This is a genomic window from Bacillus sp. PPSBB_2, from assembly GCF_045291115.1.
Classification (GTDB): Bacteria; Bacillota; Bacilli; order Bacillales; family Bacillaceae_G; genus Bacillus_A; species Bacillus_A cereus.
The window spans coordinates 3,254,195-3,272,419 of sequence record NZ_CP147983.1; the positions used below are offsets into that span (position 1 = coordinate 3,254,195).

Here is an 18,225-nt window from a genome sequence, read left to right on the forward strand (position 1 = left end):
CTCGTAGAATATAGTTTAGATCAGTATTTCTGCTTTCTAATTACCCTGATTTTAAAAAAAATAGATAACAAGATTCCTTACGGAATTTGTTTCGATATTATTGAATTTCCCAGATACAATGGATGTATGGAAAGGATCCATCGGGAATTTGCTCATTTCCCCTGTAGCTCTGTCTACGATAAAAAGTCTGTTACCCGAGCCATTGCTATCACTACCAACACACTAGCTGTTTCGATAACTGATTGGGCTTTTGGATAGTAGTTCAAAAGGTAGCCCCCAAAAGTTGTCATTGTATTCTCGTAGGCGAGGTTGTGGTTACGCAATGAGCTTCTGGGAAATCCCATAGTATCGAAGCATATTCCAAATAACCAATGAAAGGAGGTCCTTCCAAATGAACTTATTTGTCGGATTAGATGTCAGCTCTGAGAAACTAGATGTGTGCTTTTTATCAGACGATAACCAATTGACAATTCTTCTTGAAGCGAGTCTCGGAAATGACGTGAAAGGCGCTCATCAAATTAAACAAAAAATTTTAGAATTTCAAAATGTGTACTCGTTTTCTCAAATCGTCATAGGCATGGAGTCAACTTCTATGTACAGCTTTCATCCTGCTACATTTTTTAATGAGGATCGAGAATTAAAGCGTATAAATACCGTCGTTACCATCGAAAATCCTTTTCGCATCAAGCAATTCAGTCGAATATTTGATGAAGATAAAACAGATAAAAATGATGCGATGCGAATCGCTGACTTTTTAAGAATCCAAAGATTCACTACGTCTCCCATTAAAGAAGAGAAATATATGGCTCTTCAACGTTTAACTCGCACACGTTACCAATTAATTGGACAACTTGTAGAAACGAAACAACATTTTCTCGAAAATTTAACTTACAAATGCAACACGCTCACGCGTGAGTTAAAGAATAGCGAAACTCCTTCTTCTGTATTTGGAGCTACCTTAATCGCTTTAATGACAGAAGATTATGGGTTAGAAGAATTAGCTCAAATGCCTTTAACAGATTTCGCCTCTTTGCTTCAAGAAAAAGGTAACGGCCGGTTTAAAAATCCAGAAGGATTAGCGAAAACGATTCAACGAGCCATTACTATGTCTTATCGTTTAGGAGAAGTCGCTCAAGAATCCATCAATATTATCCTGAGTATTCTTGCTCGCGAAATTCGTGCACTCGAAGCCAGTATCAAAGACCTTGATAAGGCAATTGAACAGCTCGTAATGGTCCTACCAGAATACCAATGCTTGACGAGTATTCCTGGTGTTGGAAAAGTGTATGCTGCTGGATTACTAGCTGAGATCGGACAAATCCAACGATTTGAAGACCAAACGAAACTAGCTAAATATGCCGGATTAAGCTGGAAAATCAAGCAATCTGGAAATTATCAGTCTGAAAATACGCCCTTAACCAAACAAGGCAATCGTTATCTTCGCTATTACTTAGTTGAGGCTGCCAATTCAGTAAGAAGATATTTGCCTGAATATCAAGCATTTTATCAAAAGAAATACAAAGAAACACCCAAACATCAACACAAAAGAGCCATCGTCTTAACCGCAAGAAAATTTGTGCGTCTGGTGGATACGCTACTACGTAACCATCAACTCTACACGCCACCAAGGAGCGTGATAGAAAAATAACACTTTGTTATTGACGCAATCTTGGAAACGGCCCGAAAAAATTTCATTTTTGGTCGGGTCTATTTCCGTATGCTGAAAAAATCGCACCTAGAAAAAATCAGTCTTGTTTTACTCTTGACTTATTACCACTAGACTTTTGCCATACTCTTAATAACTCCTCTTCCTTATTCCACGGAAAATGTTCAAAGCTCTTATTAAGAGGTTTATATACTGTAAATGGATAATGGTATAGTAAATAATAAGAAAACTCTCGCCAAATTAATTGACGTATAAAACTATTAACTTGTTTTTCAAAAAGACTACATTGTCTTTCGGTACTTTTATTTATTAAGTAATGAAACATTAGCTTTACTGATATTTGACCAAATGAAAGATACGGTGCCAACATCGAATGGACATTTTGACCTGGAAAATCTCTTCCTTCACTATAAGAGGCTAATTTGCTAGAGAAAAACTTCTTGAATGTTTTATATGCCCCTTCTTCTGTCGGATTCCATATTGCTTCCATATGAGAGGTCCACGGTATAGTCGGCAACAAGTGTAATTCTGAAACAGATAAGCTTGCTGGTAAAGAGCTTCCCCACTTTATACTCTGCACTCTGCTAATAGGTTTAGGTATTACCTGCTTTTGAAATGCATTGTAAAAAGGCGTAAACACCTTATATTCAGTGTTATCTTTCTTTTTAATAATCCACGGTTCTAATAATAAATGCGAATTAAATTCCTTACAGATAATACCTCTATCTTCTAACATCATTTTCATTTTTTGATTAGATTGTAATCTGTCCGGATCATAACAAATATTCCAATATACAGCCGTTATATTTAATTGTTCTATGAGAGAAAGTATTTCTTCTTGTGTCTTTCCTTTACGTATTATAAAAGTAGAGCCCAATGCCTCAAGTTGCTTCTTTACATCTATTACAGCATGGTGCAACCACCACTTTGCCGCACTTCCTATTGAAAAAGTTTCATCTTGTATATATACAGGAAGAACCTCACCAGACTGAACAGCCTCAAATAGCGCTGGGTTATCATATAAACGAAAATCTTTTTGAAACATAACAATAATTTTATTTTGCATGGCTATCCTTTCTAATTTTTAAAGCACAATTCATTCTTTATTAGAACAAATACTTCTGTTATTTTTAAATGATTATAAGAATCATTTTTTGTAATTGCAAACAAACTCTTCTATTCTTTAATGGATTTTTCCAACTCTTAATAAAGATAAAAATATAATGCACTTTGTACTTATCTTAAACTCTTATAAAATAAAAAAGAAAATGGAGAGAAAGATGAAAAAACAATTTTATAAACAATCAAACTTAAATACATCTATAGATTCAACAATCCTATGGACTTTTCAAAACCAAAATGCTATAAATACACTTTTGAATGAAGGTAAGCTTATAGCCGATCCTATTTTTGTTAATAAAGAAGATTACACCGTATATAAATACATTGTAAGACACATGAAACAGAAAGGTATTGACTTTATTATAGATTTCCCCATTTGGGCATGGCATTCATGCAATGGTTACCAAAAGAAGCCTACTTATGAGACTGCAAGAGAATTACTATCAGATATTCAATTAGAAAAAGAAATATACCTCATCGAATTCACATGTCCTAATTTTTTATTCATGTTAACAAACTATAGCGGATGGTGCGACATTTATTTTAAACTTACTGGCAATCCTAAAGCAAATGTAACAAATGATGAAGAAAAATACTTATTTAATCTTTACCCTACCATTGAGGAAGAATGGGAATATCATCATATCCAAGCAACTCTACCCTACCTAAAAAAAGAATGGATTATACAAATAACTGAACTTAGTAAAATGAATGGATTTAACAAATAATATTGTTTATGAATGCTTTATTTAAGCATTCATAAACATAACAAATAGTCACATGAAACTAATACATTTAAAATAGCGTTTTTTTATAATGGAACCCTAAATAAGCTCCTTACTACTATGATTTTGTATACATGCAGTTTACTCATTTAGTTTTGGTCTAGTTTGTAAATATAAATTCAAATCTGGACTTGAACCGTTAATAATTATATCTCGAACAATTTTAGAAAGTACCATACTATAAACTAATCCATTATCTCCATACGCATAGATAAAGTGACAATTTGGAAACTCTTCATACATTCCAATTATAGGTAAACCATCATGAGTACCACCATAAAAAGCACTTAAATAAAATTCAGGTTCAACTGTTATATTGGGAAAGAGCTTATTAAATTCATTCACTAATTTCTCTTTTTTATGGATTAATTTTGAATCTCTTTCTTGAGCAATGTTTGTATCTTCATCTAATCCACCTATAATAATCCTATTATCTGCAGTAGTTCTCATATAAATATATGGTCTCGCAGTTTCCCAAATGAGAGTGCGTTTATACCAAGAAGATAAATCTTCCACAGGATTAGTAACAATTGCATATGAGCTAATCAGTGTAGCGTTCTTTTCCTTTTTAAATTCCAATCCTTCATATCCTGCAGCCACAATTACTTTATTGGCAGTAATAGAATTGCCCTCCTTTGTATAAAAGATAGCACATTCTTTCTCTAACTTTTTGCCAACAATCTCTGTATCTTCATAAATGTGAACTCCTTTATTAGAGGCTTGTTCTAATAAACTATGTGTAAATTTATAAGGATTTATTTCACCATCATTATACGTATAAATAGCTGCACGTTTTTTAAATGGATATCTCTGTCCAATTTGTTGTTCTGATAACCAAGCCGCTTTAAAATCATGCTTATGTAAATAATACAGTTCCTTTTCTAATTTCTTTATATCCTCTTCATAACTTGCATAATATAAGCTGTCACGTCGTTTAAAGTCAGAGCAATAAGGCAAGTTTTGATCAGCATATTCAATATCATTAATAGCTTGTTCACATAATTTCATATGCTTAACTGCATACTCTTCCCCAAATGTATTTACAAGTTCAAAAAACATCTTATCACCTAAATATTGAATAAGTGCTGTATTTGTAAGGTTACTTCCATGTCCTACCTTTCTTTTATCAACGATAACAATATTTAAATCTGATTCACTCAAATAGTATGCTGATTGAGCACCCGAACTTCCTGCTCCTATTATTAGTACGTCACATTTTATATCTTCGTCCAAACGAGGATAAGAAGGTGTATTAGAAAAAGTCGTGTTCCAATATAATTTCCCTTTCTGTAAATCCATTTTAATTGCACCGTCCTAAATAAAATAGTTATATCCCCATCGGTATCTCCAAATCATTCTTACTATATACTTCTTATCAAAATTATCTTGCTATCATGAATAAAGGTTTTCATAAACCTAAAAGCCTTGTCTTAAAAATTTTTTTCGAAAAAACGTCAAATAATTTTTTATTTTTATTATAAAAAGAGCAAAAGATCTCCATTTATAGAAGATTTCTTTTACTCTTTTTAAAGGAAACAACTCCAAATATTTAACATATTATAGTATCTACCAAATAAAAGTTGCTTATCTATCGATAACTTACACATAAGAATGCATTTGTTTCACTACTTTATTAACAGAAACTTTAACAACCGTTTCTTTTTCCCCTGTTCTATCAATCTTGAAACCATAAACTTTAACATCAGACGGTACTAGTGGATGATGACAAATCATATCTATACTCTTCTCAATATTTTCACTAACATTTTCTTTTCCACTTAGCCATTCATCAAGGCTACCACTTGAAAATTCAGGCATGCAATTTTCAAAGAGATAGTCTAGTTCCCTGTTATTTTTTATGGAATCACGTTGAATTTGTAGATTAACTACATCCGTTTCTTTATCCTCTATTCCTACAACAAAAATTTCTTCAACATTTTCTTGATAAATAGCAATAATAATAGATCTCATTATATCTCCATAAGGATGTACAATTACAGAATCGTAGCTGTGTATAGTCAACATGTTTTCTTGTTGAATGTTAGTTACTTGCTGGATAATAGGCTCTATTCCGTGCTTAATGTCTGTTAACAATAAAACTTTTTTATTCTTTGAATTCATATGGAGCACTCCTTCTTCATTATTGTATTTATGAAACTTTTAAGCTAGTAACATTAGTTGATAATTCATTACATGATTGTTACCAGTTTTTCCAGCGTCCCTCTGGATCAACACTTGCAAGTCTAACCCATCCATTTTGAACTTTTTCTCGAAATGTGAAATCATTATTTAGCAAACGTTCTATATATTGAATAGGCGCTTGAATTACAATTAGTAAACGAAGTGGTGAATGATACGTCTCACTATCTGACTGCATAACGGATTGCCAAGGTAAGCCTGGCAACAAATCACTTGCATTTCCCTGCATAACACCTAGACCCGCCGTTACGGTTTGGGTTGTTTTGTTTCCACTACCATAATAATGAGGAGCTACAGTTGAAGCGTAATATTGTAGATTTATCCACTGAGCTACTGTTCCTGGTCCTGCAATAATGTTAGCTAATATATCGCCACTTTCATCCTGTTTCCAATCATAATTATGGAGGAAAGCCCTACCTTCTAAGTCACAATTCTGAGTTAATTCTCGTTGCCCGATAATAAAAGATGCATTACGAGCTAATCCCCATTCTGGACGTATTTCACTCCAATCTTCTGCAAATCGATGTGCCTCTTTACTCGCATTTTTTATTTTCGTTTTAAAATTTGGTAATTGCGTTAAACGCTCTCTATTTGCATGTTGACTCACATTTGGCATAATCGACTCGATACAATCAAATGCTTCTTGCGCAGTTTCCGAAAGTTCTGGGACGTAAATCCATTCCAATTCATCCACTGTTGTTTTATGTTCAGCTGCTGCAAAAATGGTATCCTCAGGAATTTTAATACCTTCAGCAAACAACGCTTCTCTCACTTCTGGAAGATTACATAAAGTAGCAAAAACTCTTGCATTGAATCCCCCTGCTGCTCCGCCACAAGCACCACACTCAAGTGCTGCAGCATAAGGATTGTTCGTACTTTGACTACTATGTCCGCACATTACAACTAAAGGAGCAAATTTTTCTGTCAGTCCCACCATTTTTAAAGCTTGACGCACATAGTTCACTTTTTCTTCTTTCGTAAAACCGATAGGTATCTCACCCTTTGTGTCATGAACATGATTAAGCGAGAATGTTGTATCAGGTTTTTGTAACATAGTTTTACGAAGGTTACGAATGAAACTACCAACTCCTCTTGGGACAAAACTTCTTGTCACCATCTGTAGACCAAGTAAAGGACCACTTAACTCAGGTAGCGCCATACTTGTCATTACGTTCTGTTTCATCGTTTTAAATGTATAACGTACCGAACTGCCTACCCTCTTACGCTGCTCATAAGATTTAAGTTCATTTTCATTTGTGAGCTCTTTTATTTGATGTTTCGGTTTGAGTATAACTGGCAAAGAAGGGTGGTTGTTATTACTACCTAGTTCACTAGTTGCAATTGGTAATCCAAAGAAACCAGCTATTCCAAATGTTTCAAACGGACCTAATTTTTCAAGGTGGCGACGAAATGGTTCTGAACGTACATCAATACAGAATGCTAATTGAGCTAATACACGCTTTTTATCATCGGTTGCACGTTGTGTAGAAGCAATCTTCTCTCTTAATTGCTCTGCATGCGTTTGTTCCCAAGCTTCCAGCCAAAGTTTCTTGCGAATATTTTCATCAAAACGATAAGCGAATACTAATAACTCACTTTGTTCAGTAGCAGGCATTTGTAACCATTCCCGTGTTGAAATATTCCCCCAATAGATCCAAGAAGCTATAAGTGGGACGATCGAAACTTTTTTCTCAACCTTTTGATTTTTTAAAGGTAAATAAGGTTTTACAATAGCCAGCTCCATAGAAATTCGAACTGCTAAATATTCTATGAGAAGTTCCTGTTCCTGAATTGCTTGTTGTGAGCGCCATCGTATCATTCCTGCCCACCCAGGCAAAGAAAGTAAGTGCCCTTCAAGGTAAGATTGTATGTTAGATTTAGAAATTCCTAGTTCAGATAATGCTCTCGCTAAAGCTACTTCGGCATCTTGTGGCCAATCTTTTAAAACTTTACGCTCATTTTTACTGAACGCTGGATCAAATTTAATAAGGTGTTGCCATGCACGATAAAAACCTTTCTCTCGATTTGGCATCGTCCAATTTGATCCGGATTCATCAAGATATAATTTACACCATTTAATGATATGATAATTAAGAACATCAGATAGGTTTTCACTATTTTGACTCTCTATAAGCGAACTTATTGGCTGCATAACAGAGGCTTGCATACTTGCTGTATTTATATAATTCATTTCTTCTGCCAATTTATTTACTTCTGGCGATGATAATAGACTAGAAGGTAATTTTTCTAACTTTAAAGCTGCTTGGCAAAATCGCTCTGCTTTCTCTCGCGGAATATGAAAAGATTGTGAATCTATCCAACGAGACAAACTCATTTGTAAAAATGATTCCTCAATCTCACCTTTCGCTTTTGCCGAATGAATCATGGAGGCACTAGGATAAATATCCACATTACGAGCTTCTTTTAACCAATTTGCGACTTGTTCAAATGATTGCTTTTCAAGTCCCATCCAAGGGTGGTGAGCTGCAAACGTAGAGATAGGCCAAAGTGGCGCAATAACTCGGCTAGCAGATGCAACTAAATCATTTATATTATTTTCTTGCATATCAATGTTTGTATCTTTCTTTAATATTGACGGTATGCTCATCACGAATTACCTCCCTTTGATACATAATGTTTCAGATAGCTTGGGTGACTTTCTACTGACTTTCGTCTCGCCTCACCTACTCGAACTAACCAAAGATAAAGTACAGCGAATAAAGTAGAAGATTGATGACGAGTAACGAAAGTACTAATAACACTACTAAATAGTAAAATACATATAACAAAGATAACGGCTGGAGCTGAAGGTTGAACACTTTGATAAATATCAGTATGCAACCATTTATAAAGAGAATTATGAACGGTAAAGTAAATGAGAGAAAATCCAATCAAAACAATTACGCCAGCAATTCGTCCCATTCTTCCCTCTCCAAAAACAACAAGCTGTTTCCATGAAAAGTATAGTGACCAGCCTAAGATTAACGCACTAACTAGTTGATACCCCTCTCCAGAAGTCATAAACCAGAAAGTAATTGCTATAAATAATCCTAAAACACGCCCAACTATCATCCATAAATTGGACATCTTTTCATTAGACTGATTCACTACCCCAAAACGTTGCACGGAAGAACCAGCTTGTAAAAATAGTGTAGCTTTAAACAAACCATGTAAAATTAAATGAATAATAGCTGCTAAATAGGCGCCTAATGCACATTGAATAAGCATAAATCCCATTTGTGCAATAGTTGAACCTACTAGCTGACGTTTATAATCAACTTGAACTAAACTAATTCCTGTTCCGATTAAGACAGAAATACTAGAGAAAATTAGTAAAATGATTTGTGCAATATCATCATGAAAAAGTGGCGAAAATCTAGTTAATATGATACCTCCAGCATTTACTAAACCCGCATGCATAATAGCAGAAATAGGAGTTGGAGCAACAGCTGATTCAATTAACCATCTGTGAAAAGGCCATTGTGCTGCTGGAATCATCACAGCTACTATAATCAATAAGTTAATTCCTGTTTTCTCCAATGTTCCAAATTGAGCTACATTTTCATTCGTTAAAACTGATGTTAACTGCCACTGTCCTGTTACTTGAAAAAGCCAAATGATAGCTGATAGTAAGGCAATCCAACTTATTATAAATAGGTAGCCAGAGATTTTAGTTGCTTCACTAACTACTTTCCACCCTTTATTTAGCCCTATAAGTAGAACCAATCCTATAAGCGTTGCTCCCCAACAAATGAGCATTAAGCGAAGATCATCACTTAACCATGCAACCGAAGATACACCTGTAGTACATGTAAAAAGTGCAAAGTATTTTCGATATGAGTGATCCCCCATTAAATAGCGTACAGAGAAACGCTGAATGATTAAGCCAATTGTAAGAACAAAGAAAGCCATTAACCAAGCTAAAGTATCTAGATGCCAAGGCCCCACAACTCTATCTCCATTGTTATTAACAAGTGCGAGTAAAGAAACCAATGAAGGTAAAGCAGCAATACCAATATGGATATGAACAAAACGTAAAGGTATCCTTGCATTTAAAAACAATAATCCACTTAGCCAAGAAGCACTAAGCGCCATAAAAAATAAAGTTAACAGTGTTGATGAACTCAGCGAAATTAACATGTTAAATACTCCCTTCTAAGCGAAAATAGCCTATAAAAATTCCTTTTCATTACGATAGTTTTTTTAATTTCAATTTTCATTCACTCTTTTTAGTACATCGTTTTTTCCCATAAAAAAAACCGACAACTTCCATAATTCAATGATTTTATATCATCATTGAATTATGGAGATTGTCGGTTTCACTTCAACTAACTTCAATAAAGTTTTTTGAAGAGCTCCCATTTTATAGAGGATAGTAATGTATGTATTACTCCTATTAAAAATAACAGTATATCTCTGATCTCCTAGATTATGCAATCAATATATCAATTTATGTTATGCGCTATCTTTCAATTAAGAAACTTTTTCATTTAGTCAATATTACATATTAAAAAAATGCTAAAGCCTTAATTATAGCAAACAGTTAAAATAAGCATCTATTAATTTTTTAAAACAATTATAAGATAAACTATATTAAGCAGTTTGTCAATTTATTTATCAGTTTTTTTGAGCGTTATTCCAATTAAAATTCAGTATACGTAAATAATTTCAAGTTATTAATTATTATCATGTTAATAAATTTAAATAAAGCGCAAAACTTTTAGGTTTCTTAATTATCTCCCACTAACCCTACGATGGTTTTAATTTTTAAAATTTTTCCTCAAGATTATGAAACAATTTAAAAATCATTACTCGTTCACCAGTACGGGAGCTTATATCCGTATGAAAACTTTTCACTTTTTCTCCAGTTAATTCTAGTATAATCTCTTTCAAATCTTCAATTCCAGATTCAACTAGCTCCGAACGATTTTTCTTTATCGTTAGCATACCGTCTTTTGTTTCGCAAACCGTATATTCAGCTGGCGTTAAAATACCTTGTAAATTTACGATAATCATATCCCGTAATATATCTGTCTTAACGGATATAGACCCGCGTCCTAGGTAGTCCTTTTCCCAGTGAGTAATTGCTTTGCTTATCTCTGATTCAATAGAGCCTTTTGAGTTTTTCATCTTTGTATCCTCCTTCAATAAAATGTAATTACATTTATAATTACAATAACAATATAATAATCTGGATTGATTTTATTTTCAATTATTGAGAAGAATTTATAGGAATCGTTGTCATGTATCCTTTAGTATTAAGATGAATTTTTTATATTGTAATATACGTTTTTTTGATTATTCCCCGACAAAATACTCTTACTATAAAGACTCTGTTGCATAGATTTCAAAAAAGGACATTCCGGAGAAAATAAGAAAACTCTTGTAACGTAATACATAAACGAAAGAGCCGATTTCTTTATAAAATAAGAAATCGACTTTTGGCTTAGTTATTGATTTAGTAATGGAAAACACCTTTTTAAAATAATTATGTTTATACTATAGACGTTGATCTTTCTGGAAGTTTAGTTGAAAATGATCCGCTTCATTGTATACCCCGAATTCATATCCTTTTTCCTTATAAAATTTAATAATTTCCGGAAGCGCTTGTAATGTCTGTAGTTTTTCATGCATTAGAACTACTTCCACATCTTCTGTTGTTGTACGCTTTACATTTTCTATAATTTGCTGTGGGTTACCTTTTAATTTCCAATCATTTGAATCTATCGTCCAATCCCAAACTTTTATTCCTGCTTCTACAATTTTGTTACGAATGTCCTGCCCCCTTAATCCTGGTGCAGATCCATATGGGGGACGGACTAGTTTAGGAGTTGTACCTGTAATATTATGAATAAGAGCTAACGTTTCTTTCATCTCCGTTACAAATTGTCCTTTTTTGTATAGCTTATCACTATTATGTGTCATACTATGTGCACCAATATAATGTCCTTCTTTTACTGCTCGTTTTACATTTTCCTGAAAACCAGTATTCTGTAAATTGCTACCTTGCATAAAAAATGTCGAAGAAACATGTTGCTCTTTTAGTACATCTAAAAATTTTCCAGTTAATTCGCTAGGGCCGTCATCAAATGTTAAATAAACAACCTTTCCTACTGGTTTTCCATCAGGTTTTTTCTGTTTTGCCGGTGGTGTTTCTTTTTTCTTTTCTTGTTGTTGTGTATTAACTGGGTTACTACTTTCATTCGCTACCCCTTTCGCTGGGATAGCGTTCCATTTTCCTATTAAAAAGAACGTGAATAAGGTCGTTGCTAAAACAACTCCTAGAGATAGTATTGCCTTCGTTACTACACTTGTTTTTTTCTTATTTTGTGATTCTTTCATTATGTTTCGATCCTTTCCCTACTCATTTTCATCTTCATTATTTATGCAGCTAAACATTAACTTCAGCTGATATTTACAATAAATAGATTAATAGAGGAAGGTGAAGATAAAATGCAGATAATGTCGAAATTAGTTAAAGAATAGCGTATTGCATCTACTCTTTAGAAGAATATTTATTTTTCTAACATAGTTAAATTTGAAAACTGGATATACATCCAAAATAAAAAATACTACTCTTTCTAAACAATATTTTCATATCAAGATAACAGCATACTGATATAAAGATAAAATACAAAGATAGCCGTACTATTGAAATTCTATTATAATTTTGTAATTGGAATTTATTTGAACCAAATGAAGAACTAGAAGAAATATTATTATGTGGAGGTGCCCCGATGAACCTTGTAATTAGAGAGTTAGAAACAAATGATTTAGATAATCTCCCGGAGATTGATGACAGTTTTATAGTGAATGCTCGGTTAATTCTTTCTCTTTCCAAAGGAAATAGACGTATAAAATATACAGTAGAAGACGTTCCGAGTTATGAAAAAAGTTATTTACAAAATCAAGATGATAATGAACAACTGCCTTACAATGAATATATAAATAAACCTAATCAAGTCATTTACATAGCACTGTTACATAACCAAATCATTGGATTAATGGTATTAAAAAAGAATTGGAACCACTATGCTTACATAGAAGATATAACGGTAGATAAAAAATATCGTACACTCGGAGTTGGTAAAAGATTAGTTGATCAAGCAAAGCAGTGGACAAAAAAAGGCAATATGCCAGGTATCATGCTTGAAACGCAAAATAATAATGTCGCAGCATGTAAGTTCTATGAAAAATGCGGATTTGTAATTGGTGGGTTTGATTTTCTTGTTTATAAAGGTTTGGATATTGAAAATGATGAAGTTGCAATTTATTGGTATTTGCATTTCAAATGAAACTGTTTTTAACATGAAACAACGTCAAAATAAAAACCCCAATCTCTCTATATTAAAATTGAGAAACTGGGGTTAAGTTACTTAACAATATTTTTCATTTAAAACAAGTAACTAATTAATAATCCTGCTGACAACAAGAAGCCGAAAATCGTATTTGTCATCGCTGTTGATTTCATTGCGATGCGCATATATCCAGGATCCTTTGCCCCTTTTTGGAAACTTTGAATCGCAGAAATTGGCTTTCTCAAACCTAGGAACATAACTAATGCCCAATGGCTTATATAACCCATTAATACAATTACGGCAATCCATAAATACGCAATGAAAAAGGCTATCGCTAGTGTTACGACAGCTTTTTCTCTCCCAAGGAGGATTACTAATGTCTTTCTTCCACCTTTAATATCTTCTTCGATATCTCGGATGTTATTCGACATATTGATTGCACCTACTAAAATTCCAATTGGAATGGAAATTAATACACTTTCAATCGTTACAGTATTCGTTTGAATAAAGAAAGCAATGAGTACAAAACATGTTCCCATTAACAATCCAGAAACTAATTCTCCAAACGGGGTGTACGCAATTGGTAATGGACCGCCTGTATATAAATAGCCAACCGCCATTCCAATTAAACCGATGACGACTAACCACCAGCTGCTATTCATACAAATATAAACTCCAATAATTGCTGCTACGACATATAATAAAAGCGCAACTGTTAACACATTTTTTGGCTTCAATCCATGACGGACAATTCCGCCACCGATGCCAACGGATTCAGCAGTGTCTAATCCACGTTTAAAATCATAGTACTCATTAAATAAGTTCGTTGCTATTTGCAATGCTAAACATGCAGCCATCATCGCAATAAATAACAGCCAATCAATTTTGGCAACATAAAGTGATGCCACTGTTCCTAAAATTACAGGAGAAAACGTCGCCGTTAACGTATGCGGGCGCGTCATCTTCCATATTAATTTAGCGGAACTAATTTCTTTTTCTGTCCCCATAACTCTGTTCAATCTCCCTACATTTTAAGTATAAATTACTAGCAGTATCTTTCTATCTATTTCCTGCCATGCATCCATTCATTATATCAATAAATGATTATCCTTTCTAACAAATCAACTTTTAATAAGATGAAAAATTATAAAATGAAACTTTACCATCTTCACATAATATTCTGTATTATTCCTAAGAGTGGTTTTAAAGCGATGCGATAAGTAAATGAAATACATAATAAAAAAGAGCCAATCTCCAACACAATAGAAGATTGACTCTTTCCTTTATTTATTCCCCTGTTTCAGAAAATCGCTTTATACGTTCTCCAATTTCATCTCGAACACGTTGAAATTCAGACCACTCTTTTCCTGCTGGATCATCAAATCCCCAGTGAACACGATTCACATGCGTCGGAGTAGATGGGCATACAGCATCCGCATGACTACAAAGCGTAACGACTAAATCAGCACTATTTAAAATGTTTGCATCAATTATATCTGATGTTTGATTTGTTATGTCGATATTTACTTCGTTCATTGCTTTAATTGCGTTTGGATTTACTCCTTAATACACAAGCAGTTATGCATAAAAACTTGCATATTTTAGGCTATTTAATTGTATTCCTTATTTTATTAAATTTACCCGTTAGTTCCATTCAAAAGGCCTCAGCCGATGATTAACTCAAGTACCGGTTTCGGATGACTCCCATGTGATGAAATTCGTGTCCTGCGATGCCGTACGCGAGGGCGCGTGCCGTAATGCTTAGGTTGTTGGCTGTGCCCTTACGGGTCCACGCCTCCGCCGGTAGTCCGCGCAGCAATGTGATCGTTGATTGCCGTACGGCCCGGTAGTCTTCGGCCAATTGCGCGGTTGTCCAGCTTCCGAAAGGAGGTATGAACAATTCCTGATCGAAACCGGTCAGAGGCGTCCGGTCCCCTCTTGCAAACCGGAGCAGGCGGTAGGTCATGACGCGTTCCGCGTCTGCAATGTGGCCCACGACTTCTTTCAGCGTCCATTTTCCTTCCTCATACCGATATGCGGCCTGGCTTTCGGTCAACGATGCCAGGAGCTCGGTCATTCGCTTTTCCTGAGCGAGCAGAATGTCGATGATGTTACCGTCCGGCACCAAACGGATATATTCGCCGGAGCTCCCGGCGTATTCTTCTTCTGACGGTCTTTGATTCATGCGTAGTCACCTCTTTATGTATATATAGAAAATTATAGCACTCGTCTATGTCTAATTAATTCGCGAAATGATAGAACTTCCCTTCTAATAATTGAAAATAAGCAACTATTTAGTCGGTCGCCACACTATCCTGATTCGTTAGCACAATAAGCAATGCTAATCAATGATGCATAAAAATTATCTGTTATATAATATTTCGAAGTTATTAATATATATTGAGTTATTCCGAAACATACATAAATACATTTTGTCGAAATTATTAAAAAAGGAGAATTTCGCTAACTGAAGAATTAATAATTGTGTTACCAATATGTAAAAATCTCAATTTAAAACTAAAGGAGAACAAAATGGGACAAATAATTGTATCGATGTACCTCTCACTAGATGGTGTCATGGAGGAACCAGCTTGGACTGCTCCATATTTCAATGAAGAAGTAGCAAAGTTTCAATCCGATTTACTGTTTGAAAGTGAAGCTCTTCTACTAGGGCGAGTAACCTATCAAGGTTTTGCAGCTGCCTGGCCTTCTATGACTGATGAAGAAGGTTTTGCTGATAAGATGAACAGCATGCCTAAATTTGTTGCTTCAACAACTTTGGAAGAAACCGAATGGAATGCAAACCTTATCAAGGGGAATATTGTAGAAGAAATATCGAAACTGAAGGAACAGCCCGGTCAGAACCTTTTAATTTATGGTAGTGGTGAGCTTATACAGACATTGATGCAACACGACCTCATTGATGAATATCATTTTATGGTCAATCCTGTTATCGTGGGAAGCGGAAAGCATCTCTTTAAAACCGGAAACGATACAAAGGCTTTAAAACTGATCGAAACAAGAACGACCAGTTCAGGTGTCGTTATTCTTTCCTATCAGCCGGAGAAAAAAGAATAATTATTGATAAATTATATAAACAAAAAAACTCATCAGAATAAATCCTGCTGAGTTTTTTTATAAGATAATACATATATTAATTTATAAAAATCAGGGTATTATATTAACCAAAATCAAACAATATATCAATCCTTTTAAAGGGTAAAATAGGGAAAAAGGAGATTCTAAATAATGCCTTTAGAAAACTCTATTTATTACATGGGAGTTGCTATTATTTTAGTAATCATCGGTGCAGTGTTCGGGGGAATTATACGTATAATTCGGCATACTAACAATCGCAAAAAGCAAGATTCAGTTGAACAAAAATTAGATACGGTTATTCAACTATTAGAAGAACAAAACAAAGATTGACTCTTTCAGATTAGGAAAAGTTAAAAATAACTCCCAATAACGAGAATAATGTAAATAAGCTGTCCATGTGGACAGCTTATTGTTTTTTTGCTTAGCGTGCAAAATTCGCTTCTCGTTGGCGGTACCCCATCGCTATCAAGCTAACAAAATATAACGTCAATTATAGTAGAGGTTATTTCTTTTTTGGTGTAAGGAATTTAAAGATTTGCATATGAAATAAACCCTGACGGGTTTCATTTTTTTGAATTAAGCTGCTTGATTATCAGACATGGAACAATTGTAAACGACACATAATATATCAAAGACTGTTTTCTTTTCGTACCGATGAGATTTTCGCCCATTTTGCTGTATGAGGTTGAACAGGCGAATTAGAATCTTTGATAGCTCTTGGGTGTCTTTTTGTATAGCTTGGAAAAGAAGAAGAAAGTAATCTTTAATCATATAGATAGCCTTATATTCACTCAATTCTTGTTTCTTTTTCATAAGAAGTAATTGCCGCATTTGAAACATCGTAGAAGAACAGAGTAGAATGGCAATCAGTTGTCCATACAAATGGCATTCTAATCGTTCTCGTTTTATCTTTTTACAATGATGAATATGAAAGAATGATTTCCACGTTTTAAATAAAATCTCGATTTGCCAACGTAAAGAATACCAATCATGTACTTGTCATATATACATTGATACCGCTAAGTCGTTTAATACGAGCGGAATACTTCATTCCTTTCTTTTTTTCTCTTACAGTTTGATCGTGTAATCGTTTTTGTTCTTGTTCTTTTGTTAGTCGGTGAACAATCACACGAGTTGGGACTTTATCAGTCATTCCTACATAAGCGTTGGATATTTCGCCTGTTTGTCCTGGCTGAAGAGAGTTCATTAAAACCTCCATATCTATCTGTATATACTCTGTACCTTTCTTAATTCTGCCATCTTGAAAATAATCAGGATTAGGATTTTTTTGATAAATACGTGTATTCGATTTGATACGTGAGATATAATAAGCTTTTTTATCTTGTATATGTTGAAGATCTTTCAAATGAAAATAGCCTAAATCTCGGATACATAAATCATTCGCTGTTACAGTTGGGGCACACTGGGAACCGTAGGTTCGATCATGTTGTTTACCTGGTCCTGTATGAATATGAAGGAATTGTCCACTTAATAAATCATACTCAAGCTGAATCTTCACCCTCGCTGTATGACTGCATCCTCCTGCACCGGATAAACAGATGAAAAAGAATCTGGGAGTTGAAATGCAGTTGAATCTAAAATACGAATACGTTTGAAAATAGATGTATACGGAGAAGAAATCGGCATAGATGAAGCTAATTTTTGGTTTAGTAGTTTGGCTAATAGCTGTTGTAAAAAGTGAACAGCTTCCTGATTAAATCTTTGATTTAGTCCCTCAGGACTGATAAGCACTTCAGTTGATGCTTCTAAACAGCTAGATAGCTGAGTTAAAGAAGTCGTAGCAACCTTTTTGCTCATCCACACACATAAAGCGATTAAATCCTTTGCTTTGTACTTACTCATTCGCTGAACAAATCCAACATCTCTAGCAAGATTCTGTAAGGCATTTGGAGATAAAAACCTTTGAATTTCTTGAGCAAATAATTGTAATTCATCAGATATAGAAATAGACATAAAAAAACACCATCCTTTCCTATGATTCTACAAAAAGAATAGCGTATTTTTTCATTTTAGAGGGAATTTTGTTGAATTAACC

General features: G+C 34.2%; 13 protein-coding genes and 3 pseudogenes. 5 read left to right on the top strand and 11 right to left on the bottom strand.

Annotated features, from left to right (window positions below; genetic code table 11):
- Positions 1-391 precede the first annotated feature (391 nt).
- Positions 392-1,648: an IS110 family transposase gene (locus V6946_RS16145; RefSeq protein WP_256426878.1), complete on the top strand. Its 1,257-nt coding sequence runs from the start codon at positions 392-394 to the stop codon at positions 1,646-1,648.
- 133 nt (positions 1,649-1,781) lie between these two features.
- Here V6946_RS16145 and V6946_RS16150 read toward each other — a convergent pair.
- Positions 1,782-2,732 (bottom strand): annotated as a pseudogene (locus V6946_RS16150) (deoxyribodipyrimidine photo-lyase); the annotation flags it as partial.
- A gap of 214 nt (positions 2,733-2,946) precedes the next feature.
- Between V6946_RS16150 and V6946_RS16155 the strand changes: the two are divergent.
- Entirely contained in the window at positions 2,947-3,516 is a 570-nt protein-coding gene (locus tag V6946_RS16155) for a DUF3841 domain-containing protein (protein WP_366982205.1), read from the top strand.
- Positions 3,517-3,654: 138 nt separating this feature from the next.
- Here V6946_RS16155 and V6946_RS16160 read toward each other — a convergent pair whose 3' ends face one another.
- The 6 genes from V6946_RS16160 to V6946_RS16185 form a co-directional block, all read right to left on the bottom strand.
- A complete protein-coding gene (locus tag V6946_RS16160; RefSeq protein ID WP_006918153.1) occupies positions 3,655-4,872 on the bottom strand; it encodes an FAD-binding oxidoreductase in 1,218 nt (405 codons plus the stop codon).
- A gap of 300 nt (positions 4,873-5,172) precedes the next feature.
- A complete protein-coding gene (locus V6946_RS16165; protein WP_006918154.1) occupies positions 5,173-5,694 on the bottom strand; it encodes a hypothetical protein in 522 nt (173 codons plus the stop codon).
- A 79-nt stretch (positions 5,695-5,773) separates the two neighbouring features.
- On the bottom strand, positions 5,774-8,380 hold the full coding sequence (locus V6946_RS16170; RefSeq protein WP_006918155.1) for a DUF2309 domain-containing protein: 2,607 nt from the start codon (positions 8,378-8,380) through the stop codon (positions 5,774-5,776).
- Positions 8,380-9,912 (bottom strand): NADH dehydrogenase subunit 5, encoded by a 1,533-nt coding sequence (locus tag V6946_RS16175; protein ID WP_406622067.1) that lies wholly within the window; start codon positions 9,910-9,912, stop codon positions 8,380-8,382. Before V6946_RS16175 ends, V6946_RS16170 begins: the two co-directional genes overlap by 1 nt.
- A gap of 627 nt (positions 9,913-10,539) precedes the next feature.
- Positions 10,540-10,902 carry a DUF2294 domain-containing protein gene (locus tag V6946_RS16180; protein WP_000798162.1) on the bottom strand — a complete coding sequence of 121 codons (363 nt, stop codon included), beginning with the start codon at positions 10,900-10,902 and terminating at the stop codon, positions 10,540-10,542.
- 369 nt (positions 10,903-11,271) lie between these two features.
- Positions 11,272-12,114 carry a polysaccharide deacetylase family protein gene (locus V6946_RS16185; protein ID WP_006918160.1) on the bottom strand — a complete coding sequence of 281 codons (843 nt, stop codon included), beginning with the start codon at positions 12,112-12,114 and terminating at the stop codon, positions 11,272-11,274.
- Positions 12,115-12,509: 395 nt separating this feature from the next.
- Between V6946_RS16185 and satA the strand changes: the two genes are divergently transcribed.
- Positions 12,510-13,067, top strand: a complete 558-nt coding sequence (gene satA, locus V6946_RS16190) for a streptothricin N-acetyltransferase SatA (protein WP_006918162.1) — start codon at positions 12,510-12,512, stop codon at positions 13,065-13,067.
- A 98-nt stretch (positions 13,068-13,165) separates the two neighbouring features.
- On the opposite strand, the gene menA is transcribed toward satA, so the two are convergent.
- The 3 genes and pseudogenes from menA to V6946_RS16205 form a co-directional block, all read right to left on the bottom strand.
- Positions 13,166-14,077 carry a 1,4-dihydroxy-2-naphthoate polyprenyltransferase gene (gene menA, locus V6946_RS16195; RefSeq protein ID WP_366982206.1) on the bottom strand — a complete coding sequence of 304 codons (912 nt, stop codon included), beginning with the start codon at positions 14,075-14,077 and terminating at the stop codon, positions 13,166-13,168.
- 280 nt (positions 14,078-14,357) lie between these two features.
- Positions 14,358-14,633: pseudogene (locus V6946_RS16200) on the bottom strand (arsenate reductase); the annotation flags it as partial.
- A 112-nt stretch (positions 14,634-14,745) separates the two neighbouring features.
- Positions 14,746-15,255, bottom strand: a complete 510-nt coding sequence (locus V6946_RS16205; protein ID WP_366982208.1) for a DinB family protein — start codon at positions 15,253-15,255, stop codon at positions 14,746-14,748.
- A 347-nt stretch (positions 15,256-15,602) separates the two neighbouring features.
- Here V6946_RS16205 and V6946_RS16210 point away from each other — a divergent pair, with 347 nt between their 5' ends.
- On the top strand, positions 15,603-16,148 hold the full coding sequence (locus tag V6946_RS16210; RefSeq protein ID WP_000529754.1) for a dihydrofolate reductase family protein: 546 nt from the start codon (positions 15,603-15,605) through the stop codon (positions 16,146-16,148).
- Between the two features lie 171 nt (positions 16,149-16,319).
- Positions 16,320-16,499: a DUF4083 family protein gene (locus V6946_RS16215; RefSeq protein WP_001127750.1), complete on the top strand. Its 180-nt coding sequence runs from the start codon at positions 16,320-16,322 to the stop codon at positions 16,497-16,499.
- A gap of 246 nt (positions 16,500-16,745) precedes the next feature.
- Here V6946_RS16215 and V6946_RS16220 read toward each other — a convergent pair.
- Positions 16,746-18,143, bottom strand: a pseudogene (locus V6946_RS16220) (IS4 family transposase).
- Between the last annotated feature and the right edge of the window lie 82 nt (positions 18,144-18,225).

Bases quoted from the DNA above. Each gene is read 5' to 3' on its own strand.
- V6946_RS16145 (WP_256426878.1), top strand. From the start codon at position 392: ATGAACTTATTTGTCGGATTAGATGTCAGCTCTGAGAAACTAGATGTG.
- V6946_RS16155 (WP_366982205.1), top strand. From the start codon at position 2,947: ATGAAAAAACAATTTTATAAACAATCAAACTTAAATACATCTATAGAT.
- V6946_RS16160 (WP_006918153.1), bottom strand. From the start codon at position 4,872: ATGGATTTACAGAAAGGGAAATTATATTGGAACACGACTTTTTCTAAT.
- V6946_RS16165 (WP_006918154.1), bottom strand. From the start codon at position 5,694: ATGAATTCAAAGAATAAAAAAGTTTTATTGTTAACAGACATTAAGCAC.
- V6946_RS16170 (WP_006918155.1), bottom strand. From the start codon at position 8,380: ATGAGCATACCGTCAATATTAAAGAAAGATACAAACATTGATATGCAA.
- V6946_RS16175 (WP_406622067.1), bottom strand. From the start codon at position 9,912: ATGTTAATTTCGCTGAGTTCATCAACACTGTTAACTTTATTTTTTATG.
- V6946_RS16180 (WP_000798162.1), bottom strand. From the start codon at position 10,902: ATGAAAAACTCAAAAGGCTCTATTGAATCAGAGATAAGCAAAGCAATT.
- V6946_RS16185 (WP_006918160.1), bottom strand. From the start codon at position 12,114: ATGAAAGAATCACAAAATAAGAAAAAAACAAGTGTAGTAACGAAGGCA.
- satA (WP_006918162.1), top strand. From the start codon at position 12,510: ATGAACCTTGTAATTAGAGAGTTAGAAACAAATGATTTAGATAATCTC.
- menA (WP_366982206.1), bottom strand. From the start codon at position 14,077: ATGGGGACAGAAAAAGAAATTAGTTCCGCTAAATTAATATGGAAGATG.
- V6946_RS16205 (WP_366982208.1), bottom strand. From the start codon at position 15,255: ATGAATCAAAGACCGTCAGAAGAAGAATACGCCGGGAGCTCCGGCGAA.
- V6946_RS16210 (WP_000529754.1), top strand. From the start codon at position 15,603: ATGGGACAAATAATTGTATCGATGTACCTCTCACTAGATGGTGTCATG.
- V6946_RS16215 (WP_001127750.1), top strand. From the start codon at position 16,320: ATGCCTTTAGAAAACTCTATTTATTACATGGGAGTTGCTATTATTTTA.